The organism is Cupriavidus sp. 2SB (genome assembly GCF_005503625.1).
Taxonomy (GTDB): Bacteria; Pseudomonadota; Gammaproteobacteria; order Burkholderiales; family Burkholderiaceae; genus Cupriavidus.
Window position 1 is genome coordinate 1 of record NZ_SCMX01000142.1, and the last position, 6,948, is coordinate 6,948.

A 6,948-nucleotide genomic window follows, 5' to 3' on the forward strand; every position below is an offset into this window, starting at 1 on the left:
GCTGGGTATTCACGGGGGGCGGGCACGTCCTTTGAAAGGTGCTGAGAGTCTACTCCTGCACCTCCCCGCTGAATGTCCGGTACGACCCCAATGCAGGATTTACCGGCTGAAAACGCGACTGACGACGTGCAATCCGTTGCCACGCAAGGATCTGGCGGGGTGGCACGGTCGATGCGTCGCCATGCCCGATGACGACAACCGCTCGAAAGGAGTTTTCAGATGGCCACGCAAAAGCCCACGCTGACGGACTACCACTACGGCGGCCATAGCGCCGTACGCGATGATCGCAACAACCTGCCGGAGGCGCCTGTGAGTGAGGCGTCCGGCGCGGTCAAACCGGCCAGCCATGACAATCTGCCCGATACACCCTATGTGCCGCATGGCGGTAAAGAGCCTGATGGCGTGGAGCGCTACGGCATGTACGGCGTGGCGCCTGGCTCGGCTGCGCCCGAACCGCTGGTCACTGGCACGCGGCCGGTACCGGGTCCGGCATCGCTGGGGCAATACGACAACAACGATATGGACGCCGTGGCGCCACTCAGCGATCTGCAGCGGCGCGAAGTCCTCGACGAACAACTCGCCACCCTCGTCGATCCCGGCGTGGTGACGGCAGACTTTTCGGATGGTGTTTGCACGCTGCACGGAACGGTGCGCGACGCAGCCACGCGCGAGCAGGTCGAACGCGTGGCGCGAGAGAGTCTGGCAAGGTGCGAGGTTCGAAGTGAGGTGAAGGTGGGGGTGGTTTGAGTCTAGGGATCTTGCTGGTTTTCTCCCCTCTCCCGCGTGCGGGAGAGGGGAGCACCCCGTAAGCCGGGAGAATACGTCTCACCGCTCCACACTCACCCCGACATCCACGACCCCATAGGTTGTCACCCCGGATTTCCCATCGTCATAGCCTGTCCGGGACGCGCAGCCGCTGATTGCGCCGAGCAGAAAAAGCGCGGCGAGCGCGCAGGAAAGTGACTTTCTCATCGTGATCCCAGCAATGGCTCAAATCACTCCGACGCCGAAATGACCGGAAAAGTTTCTTCCTCGGCCAGCCTGTGTGCCTGTATCAACGCCGACTGAATTGCAGCCTCCACATTGGCTCGCGCCTCCCACCCTTCTACTCGCAGCGCATACGAGGGATGCCACGTCGCCACGATCCACGTATCGCCTAGCCGCATCGGGGCGGCCATGGCGTCGGCGAGCCGGATCTTCTGCCGCACCACCGCGCCCAGCGCCGTCGCTCCCAACGTGACGATGACGCGAGGCCGCACGCGCGCCAGTTCCTCGTCGAGCCAGTGCGCGCAGGCTTCTACTTCGCGCTGTCCCGGCGTCTTGTGCATGCGCCGCTTGCCGCGCGCCATCCATTTGAAATGCTTCACGGCATTGGTCAGATAGAGGCTGTCGCGCGACACCCCCACACCACGCAGCGCCGCGTCCAGCACCTGCCCAGCCGGACCCACGAACGGCTCGCCCGAGAGATCTTCCTGATCGCCGGGTTGCTCGCCCACCACCATGATCGGCGCTGTATCGGGACCACGCCCGGGCACCGCCTGGGTGGCGTGGCGCCAGAGATCGCAACGCCGGCACTGGTCGAGCGAAGTCGGCACCGGGCGGACGGGCAGGGCCTGTGCAGCATCCACTGCCACCTGCTTGCCGCGCATGCTGCCGACCGTCGCCGCCTGCCCCACGCGCTGCGCGCCGTTTCGTGCGTCGGCAATCATGGCGGGAATCAGCGCGGCCTCGGGCAGGCCCTTCCAGAAACGAACGGGCATGTGCTGGTGCAAGGCCGCTTCGTTGAGGCGAGCCGGGTTGAAGATGTTCTTGTAGTACGCCATCCAGAGCGGCTCGATCTGGTCCGCGCCGGCGCGGAAGGCGCCCGGATCGGGTGGGGCGGCCGAGTAGCGGACCTCGCGGCCATCCCAGGTTGCCGCACCGTCCGGCGTGCCGATCCACCACGTGGCCTCGCCCATCCGTCGCGCGAAATGTCCTGCCGCGTACGCCAGCACATCGTGGTCGGGCTCGTACCACGCCAGGTATTGAGGTAAGTCATCGCCCGCGCCGACTCGCATGTCCGGCCGCCGCTCCTGAAAACGCACGTAGGCAATCATGTCGTGTTGCGCCCGCCGCACGGCCTTGGCCATGGCGTAGAGCCGCGCGCCATCCTCATCGGCGGCCGATGCCACCGCGCGGTCGCCCTGTGCCCATCGCCACAACACCCGATACAGGAACGCCCAGCGCTGGGCCGCGCGATGCTGTGCGGCGTCGCGGAGCAGGGCGGCGAGTTCCCTGGAAATCCGTACGGCCTGAATCGCGGCGCCTGAGTGGCTGGCAGCAACGGCCGGTGCGGCGTCCATACCCAATGACAGTTGTCCCGGCGTGGAAGTCGAAGCTTCACCACCGGCATCCCACGGCACCGCTTCTGGCGGCAAGCCCTGCGACAGCGCACGCAGCGCCCACTCGCGCCAACTGGCGTAGTCCTTGATGGTGGTGGGCGCGATCTCGCTCATATCAAAGACAGTTGCTGTGGCGCGGGCGCCAAGGCGCGGCGCAATTGCTCGGAGGTGGGCTCGGCCAGCGCGGGCTTGTAGTCCTGCGTGACCACGAACGGCTTCACGGTATCCATCGCGCACCGCAACCGGATCAGATCCTGATAGCGGATGGCCCGCGTGCGTCGCAACTCTGCCAGGCGCCTGGCGTTCCGCATGCCGATGCCGGGCACGCGGGCGATCAAACGCTGCGGCGCACGGTTCAGATCCACGGGAAAGGATTCGCGATGCGCCAGCGCCCACGCGAGTTTCGGATCGATGTCGAGCGGCAGGTCGCCGCCGGCCTGGAACAGTTCCTCGGCCCGGAAACCGTAACCCCGCAGCAGGAAATCGGCCTGATACAGCCGATGTTCGCGCAGCAACGGCGGCGCCTGCGAGGGCACGGCAGACGGGCTGTCGGGGATCGGACTGAACGCCGAGTAGTAGACCCGCTTGAGCTTGTAGGCGCCGTAGAGCGTCTGGGCGGTCTGCAGGATCGTGCGGTCGTCAGCCTCGTCTGCGCCGACGATCATCTGGGTGCTTTGACCCGCCGGGGCACGCGCCGCAGCGGGTGTTTTCTCGACCTCGGCTTCCTCCTGCGCCAACCGGATCGATCCCATCGCCCGCTTGATCGTATGGACGTCCTTCTCTGGCGCCAGGCGCTGCAGGCCGGCGTCGGTGGGTAGCTCGATATTGACGCTGAGTCGGTCCGCGTATTGCCCGGCTTCACGAATCAGGCGTGGATCGGCGTCGGGAATCGTCTTCAGATGGATGTAGCCCCGGAACTGGTGCTCCTCGCGCAGCGTCCGCGCCACCTGTACCAGTTGCTCCATCGTGTAGTCGGCGCTGCGGATGATGCCCGAACTCAGGAACAGCCCGTCGATATAGTTGCGACGATAGAACTCCAGCGTCAGGTCCACCACCTCGCGCGGCGCGAAGCGGGCACGCGGCACGTTGCTGGATCGACGATTCACGCAGTACTGGCAGTCGTACTGGCAAAAGTTGGTGAGCAGGATTTTCAGCAGCGACACGCAACGGCCATCCGGCGTGAAGCTGTGGCAGATGCCGGCGCCCGTGGTGGCGCCCAGCCCGGCACGGCCTTGCGAATCGCGTTTCGGGGCGCCGCTGCTGGCGCAGGATGCGTCATATTTCGCCGCATCCGCCAGGATTTCGAGTTTCTTGAGCAGTTCCATGACTGAATACTGTATGGATGTACAGTATTTCTACGTGACCTGCGTCATAGCGCAATCTCCAGTTTTCCTACTTCACGAAACGGCCATGCTTGCTATTCTGGAAGTGAAGATATCGTTACCAAGACAGTAGAGGAGGGGCATCATGTGCCGCTGGCTGGCCTATTCGGGCCGTTCCGTGCCGCTGGAAGCCGTGCTGTTTCAGCCCGAACATTCGTTGATCGATCAGAGCCTCAATGCGCGGCTTGGACATACCACTACGAATGGCGATGGGTTCGGCGTGGGGTGGTACGGGCGGCATTCGGAGTTGCCATTCCGGTATCGTTGCCTGCACCCCGCATGGAGCGACACGAACCTGCGCGAGACGGCGCGGGCAGTCAGGGCGCCGCTGTTCGTGGCCCATGTGCGGGCCGCCACCGGCACGCCGACGCAGGAAACCAACTGCCATCCGTTCCGGTTCGGCCGATGGCTGTTCGTCCATAACGGCCTGATCCGCGAGTACCCGCAATTGCGCCGCGAGCTGATGCTGGCGGTGGCGCCTCACCTGTTTCGCTGGATTGAAGGATCGACCGATTCCGAAGTCATGTTCTTCCTTGCCCTGACCTTCGGCCTGGAACGTGATCCGCGCGGGGCGCTGGAGCAGATGGCAGGGTTGATCGAGGAAGTGGCGCGGCGCTGCGACGTGCAGCATCCATTGAACATGACTGTCTGCGTCACCGACGGCAAGCAGATCGTTGCCGTGCGTTACTCCAGCGAAGGCGCCTCTCGCTCGTTGTTCCACAGCACGTCATTCCGGCAATTGCGTGCCTTGTATCCTGACGATCCACGCATCATCGCGGCGGGCGACGATGCCTTCCTCGTCCTGTCCGAGCCGCTGATCGATGTTCAGGACGTCTGGGAAGAAATCCCGGAATCCACCATTCTCATGGCGCGCGGCGGCGCCATCGAGCGGCAACGATTCAAGCCACGGGTGCCGGAACTGGCCTGAAGGGCGTGAGGGCGCGCAACCGGAATGTCGAGCAGGTCTGCCCTTGCTGCGCCTTGCCGTTTCATTTCTGAAACGTTGACTTTCTGAAGCGGGTGTTTCGATAGGGAATCGGCAACGTTATGCTTTCGGCGCTAACAACCATGACTGAGGCTTCGCGCCATGAGCCAGATAGGCAGCATCACGCAGATTCATTCAACGCCGAGATACACGTCGGTTCCTCCGCAGTCCGAACCAGTGACTGCACAGACTGCAGCGAATGATGCCGATGGTCAGGCGCCTGGTGTGGAAGACACCGAGCGACCGTCTGAAGTGAAGGGAGCGGAGGCCGGAGCGAGCGGCGAAAAGAAATCCGCACAGTCGGAAACTGCCGATTCGATCAAGGCTCAGATCGAGCAGATGCAGAAGCAGCTCGCCGAATTGCGGGAACACTTGCAAGCCGTGCAGTCGGAACAGCGCGATGAGCGCGAGAAGGCGGCAATGGTCGCATCCATGGAAACCCAGATGGCGATGCTGCAGTCCTCGATCATGGTTGCGACCATGAAGCTCGCGGAAGCCATGGCGAACGAAGGCAGCGATATTCTGGACCGCACAGGCGGCTACCTCCCGCCCGCCAGGTAACGCCACAAGAAAAAAGTAAAAAGCACCGGACGATGCGTAGCGCCTTGCGCGCGTCATGCGTGGCGGCGTCGCAGCCATGGCATCGTCACGGTGCGCAAGCAGAATGAGCAAGTTACCCGATTTCGAAGGTTTGGCGATGTTTGCCAAAGTCGCGGAGGAGGGCTCGTTTGCCGCCGCCGCGAGAGTCATGGATGTGTCGGTGCCGACGGTGTCCCGGGCGATAAGCAGGCTGGAAGACCGCCTCGGCGGCAGGCTTCTTAACAGGACCTCACGCCAGCTATCGCTGACCGAATTCGGCCATCAGATGGCCACCAAGGCCGCGGAAATCTATCGGCAGGCCGAAGTGGTAGAGCATGAAGCCCTGGAACTGTCCGAGAACCCACGCGGACGCGTGCGCATTGCAATTCCGATGTCCTTTGGTCTTCGCTGGGTGGTTCCGATACTCCCCAGGCTGATGGACAAGTATCCGGAGTTGTCTCTGGATCTGCACCTGTCCGACGCAACGGTGGATATTGTGGCGGAGGGTTTCGATGCGGCGTTGCGCATCGCTTCGCTGCCAGATTCCTCGCTGGTCGCCCGCAAGATCTGCTCGGTGACGCAATATCTCGTGGCGTCGCCAGCCTATCTTGAAACGCATGGACGCCCATCCCATCCCCGCGAATTGGCCGTGCGAAAGTGCCTCAGCTATGCGTATCGGGCACGCACCCAGGTCTGGCAGTTCACGCACGACAGTGGATATCAAGAGGAGGTGGTGCCATCCGGCCCGCTTCGCGTCACAAACTCCGAAGCGATGGTTCCCATTTTGCTGGAGGGCATTGCCATTGCAGAGTTGCCCGAGTTCATCGCTGGAGAGTACCTGGCGAATGGACGCCTGGAAAGGATTCTTCCGGAGTGGAACATGACGCGGGGCGGACTGTATTTTGTCACCCCATCTGCGCGGAGCAAGCCGGCAAAGATCCGTGCAGTGTCAGACTTCTTTGCCGAGCATCTGTCCGAACCGGCGTGGCGATGGCCACAGTAAGAATTCAGTCGATGGAAAAATGCCGGGATGAGCGACTGGTCCTCACTCTCCCGGCGCGTCTTGCAGACTTCCCTTGCTTCACTTCGTCGCGACTACGTTGTTAGCGTGCTGCTCGGCGAGGCGCGCTTCGGCGGCTTGCAGGTCAGCGGGGTAGTTGCCTTCGCGATGCGGATCGTAGCCGAGCTTTTCGAGCGCGGACAGTTCGCTTTGCACCTGTGCCCGGGTCAGCCCCTGACTGCTGTCCGTGGTGTGCGCGTGGCAAACCGAAAGACCGGCGGCGACAAGGCCAAGGGTAGCGACAACGTTGCGCAGGGTGTGGTTCGTCTTCATGATCGACTCCAATGATGGTTTGAGATCGCAGCACATCGGATTCGATGTACTTGCCAGGTAGACGCCGATGCCTGTCGATTTATTCCGGCGATTTAACGGGATTGCGCTTTAAAGGACAGGACCATGCTCGGCACGGGAAGGCAAGCGACCATCGGCAGTTGCCGCGGTCGCTTGTCGGCTGGCTTCAGACTTGGGCCTGGCCGCCGTCCACGAACAGTTCGGCGCCGTTCACAAAGCTTGCATCGTCCGAAGCCAGGAAGAGGGCGGCTCCGGCGATTTCCGAGGGTT

General features: G+C 63.0%; 8 protein-coding genes. 4 read left to right on the forward strand and 4 right to left on the reverse strand.

The window, feature by feature from the left end; all coding sequences use genetic code 11:
• Nucleotides 1-219 precede the first annotated feature (219 nt).
• Nucleotides 220-747 carry a BON domain-containing protein gene (locus FFS21_RS31375; protein WP_137928573.1) on the forward strand — a complete coding sequence of 176 codons (528 nt, stop codon included), beginning with the start codon at nt 220-222 and terminating at the stop codon, nt 745-747.
• A gap of 248 nt (nt 748-995) precedes the next feature.
• Here FFS21_RS31375 and FFS21_RS31380 read toward each other — a convergent pair whose 3' ends face one another.
• Complete coding sequence (locus FFS21_RS31380) at nt 996-2,495, reverse strand: UdgX family uracil-DNA binding protein (RefSeq protein WP_171020535.1); 1,500 nt, start codon at nt 2,493-2,495, stop codon at nt 996-998.
• Nucleotides 2,492-3,706 (reverse strand): putative DNA modification/repair radical SAM protein, encoded by a 1,215-nt coding sequence (locus tag FFS21_RS31385; RefSeq protein ID WP_137928574.1) that lies wholly within the window; start codon nt 3,704-3,706, stop codon nt 2,492-2,494. Before FFS21_RS31385 ends, FFS21_RS31380 begins: the two co-directional genes overlap by 4 nt.
• A 142-nt stretch (nt 3,707-3,848) precedes the next feature.
• Between FFS21_RS31385 and FFS21_RS31390 the strand changes: the two genes are divergently transcribed.
• The 3 genes from FFS21_RS31390 to FFS21_RS31400 all read left to right on the forward strand — a co-directional run bounded on the left by FFS21_RS31390 (nt 3,849) and on the right by FFS21_RS31400 (nt 6,330).
• The gene (locus FFS21_RS31390; protein WP_137928575.1) at nt 3,849-4,691 is read left to right on the forward strand and encodes a class II glutamine amidotransferase; all 843 of its coding nucleotides are present in this window, start codon (nt 3,849-3,851) and stop codon (nt 4,689-4,691) included.
• Nucleotides 4,692-4,850: 159 nt separating this feature from the next.
• Nucleotides 4,851-5,309, forward strand: coding sequence for a hypothetical protein (locus FFS21_RS31395; RefSeq protein WP_137928576.1), 459 nt, complete (start codon nt 4,851-4,853; stop codon nt 5,307-5,309).
• A gap of 103 nt (nt 5,310-5,412) precedes the next feature.
• Nucleotides 5,413-6,330 carry a LysR family transcriptional regulator gene (locus FFS21_RS31400; RefSeq protein WP_137928577.1) on the forward strand — a complete coding sequence of 306 codons (918 nt, stop codon included), beginning with the start codon at nt 5,413-5,415 and terminating at the stop codon, nt 6,328-6,330.
• Nucleotides 6,331-6,408: 78 nt separating this feature from the next.
• Here the strand turns inward: FFS21_RS31400 and FFS21_RS31405 are convergent, their stop codons facing one another.
• Together FFS21_RS31405 and FFS21_RS31410 are read right to left on the reverse strand one after the other, a co-directional pair.
• Nucleotides 6,409-6,660, reverse strand: coding sequence for a DUF4148 domain-containing protein (locus FFS21_RS31405; RefSeq protein ID WP_212745284.1), 252 nt, complete (start codon nt 6,658-6,660; stop codon nt 6,409-6,411).
• A gap of 184 nt (nt 6,661-6,844) precedes the next feature.
• Nucleotides 6,845-6,948: SDR family oxidoreductase (locus tag FFS21_RS31410; protein ID WP_137928579.1), on the reverse strand; the 104-nt coding region annotated here is incomplete at its 5' end.

Bases quoted from the DNA above. Each gene is read 5' to 3' on its own strand.
- FFS21_RS31400 (WP_137928577.1), top strand. From the start codon at position 5,413: ATGAGCAAGTTACCCGATTTCGAAGGTTTGGCGATGTTTGCCAAAGTC.
- FFS21_RS31375 (WP_137928573.1), top strand. From the start codon at position 220: ATGGCCACGCAAAAGCCCACGCTGACGGACTACCACTACGGCGGCCAT.
- FFS21_RS31380 (WP_171020535.1), bottom strand. From the start codon at position 2,495: ATGAGCGAGATCGCGCCCACCACCATCAAGGACTACGCCAGTTGGCGC.
- FFS21_RS31395 (WP_137928576.1), top strand. From the start codon at position 4,851: ATGAGCCAGATAGGCAGCATCACGCAGATTCATTCAACGCCGAGATAC.
- FFS21_RS31390 (WP_137928575.1), top strand. From the start codon at position 3,849: ATGTGCCGCTGGCTGGCCTATTCGGGCCGTTCCGTGCCGCTGGAAGCC.
- FFS21_RS31405 (WP_212745284.1), bottom strand. From the start codon at position 6,660: ATGAAGACGAACCACACCCTGCGCAACGTTGTCGCTACCCTTGGCCTT.
- FFS21_RS31385 (WP_137928574.1), bottom strand. From the start codon at position 3,706: ATGGAACTGCTCAAGAAACTCGAAATCCTGGCGGATGCGGCGAAATAT.